This is a genomic window from Streptomyces carminius (genome assembly GCF_002794255.1).
In the GTDB taxonomy this organism is placed as follows: Bacteria; Actinomycetota; Actinomycetes; order Streptomycetales; family Streptomycetaceae; genus Streptomyces; species Streptomyces carminius.
The window spans coordinates 1-1,955 of sequence record NZ_PGGW01000041.1 but is presented as its reverse complement, the minus strand read 5'-3'; the positions used below and the strand labels follow the sequence as shown (position 1 = coordinate 1,955).

The 1,955-nt window shown below is 68.7% G+C and carries 1 protein-coding gene; it reads left to right on the top strand.

Translation table 11 applies throughout. The features are described from left to right. Positions 1-35: 35 nt before the first annotated feature. Positions 36-1,955: hypothetical protein (locus CUT44_RS12900; protein ID WP_199185696.1), on the top strand; the 1,920-nt coding region annotated here is incomplete at its 3' end.

The window sequence follows — 1,955 nt, the reverse complement described above, 5'->3', positions numbered from 1 at the left end:
CCCCGGGTTCCGATGGTGGTGGGTCGGGTCCGGTGTTGGTGGCGTTCGATGAGTCGGGTGAGGGGCGGGAGGTCACTTGGGCGGAGGTCGTCTCGTCGCCGTGGTTCGCGGAGCTGTCTGACGAGCATCGTGAGCGGTTGCGGGGTGTGGAGGAGTACACGCCGGTCGCGGATGCTCTGGAGCAGACGCGTAACACGGTGGTGGCCGCGGTGGACGGCGGTGCGGGGCCGGAGGATGTGGGGCTGCTGGCGGATCTGCATGGGCTGCGGGGGAATGTCACCGCGTTCGATCCGGTGATGCTGCCGTTCCTCGGTCAGCAGGTGGAGTCGGTGCTCGGGTCGGGGAACGCGGTGTTGAGGGACAGCTCGGTGACCGACTTCGGGCACCATGTGCCGTACACCGATGTGGTGGTCCCGCATCCGGGTCCGTGGGCGCGGGATCGTGGTGTTTCGGGGCTGGCGCACAGTCTTGAGTTCGTGCTGGGGCATCACAGCACGGCGCACATCCTGCTGGACAACGAGGACGCGTCCGCCGAGCACAGCCAGTCGGCTCGGTTGCTCGCGGAGATCGAGGCGATCAACGAGGCCAACCGGAGCGCTCCGGAATATGTGCCGCTGCAGGTGTCCCTGGATGCTCCGGCGGTCGAGGTGGGAAGGGACGACCGCGGCAGGGTGCAGGAGTTCACCGAGCTCGGTGGTGTCCGGTTGCGGATCCGGCATCAGCCTCCGTACCGGCTGGTCACCGTCACCCGCGGGCACGACCTGCCCGGCCCGGGCACCGAGCCGGCGCCCGCGGCCACCGACACCATCGACACTCCCGGTGAGACCTCCGGGGTGCCGGTGTTTCCGGGGGTGGATGCGGCGTGGAATTCTCCGGGGTCTGGCAGCAGGAGAAGCGGGAGTGGTGGGAGCGGGAGTGGCAGGCGGCGTACTCCTGTTCTGGTGGCTTTCGACCGGTTCGGTGATGCGCGGGAGGTTTCCTGGGCGGAGGTTGAGTCGTCGGCGTGGTTTGCGGAGTTGCATCCGGCGCATCGTGAGCGGTTGCGGGGTGTGGAGGACTACACGCCGATCGCGGATGCGGTGGAGGAGACGCGCAACACGGTGGCGGCCGCGGTGGACGGTGGTGCGGGGCCGGAGGATGTGACGCTGCTGGCGGACCTGTACCGGTTGCGGCGCAATGTGACCGCGTACGACCCGGTGTTGTTGTCGTCCCTGGAGCGTGGTGTGGAGGCCGTGCTGGGGGCGGGGCGTGCGAGGTTGGTGCGCGGTTCGGTGACGGGGTTCGGCCGTCATGTGCCGTACACGGATCTGGTGGTTCCGCATCCGGGTCCGTGGGCGCGGGACCGCGGTCCCTCGGGGCTGGCGTACAGCCTGGAGTATGTGCTGGGGCATCACAGCACCGCGCACATTTTGCTGGACAACGAGGTCTCCGCGGCGGAGAACAGTCAGTCGGTTCAGTTGCTGGCCGGGATCGAGGAGGTCAACAGGCGGTACCGGGATGTGCCGGGGTATGTGCCGCTGCGGGCGTATGCGTCTTCTCCGGTGACGCAGTCGCGGGGGGACCGCTACGGCAGGGTGCATGACTACACCGAGCTCGGTGGTGTCCGGTTGCGGATTCGGCATCAGCCTCCGTACCGGCTGGTCACCGTCACCCGCGGGCACAGTCTTCCCGCCGCGGGCAGCACGGCGGCGGCACCCACCACCGTCACCACAAGCTCGTCGTATTCCACGGCGTATCCCGCCTACCCCACGGCCTCCGCGTCCTCCTCCACCACCACGGCGTCTGCCTATCCAAGCTATTCCGCGACCTCCACCTATCCCATGTACTCGACGTACTCGACGGGGTCGAGGAACTCGGGGCGTTCGGGCGGTACCGCCTACCCTGCCTACTCCACCGGCGGGTCCTCCCGGGGCCCGGTCTTCCCCGGCGCGAACGCCGCCTGGAACTCCCCGGAC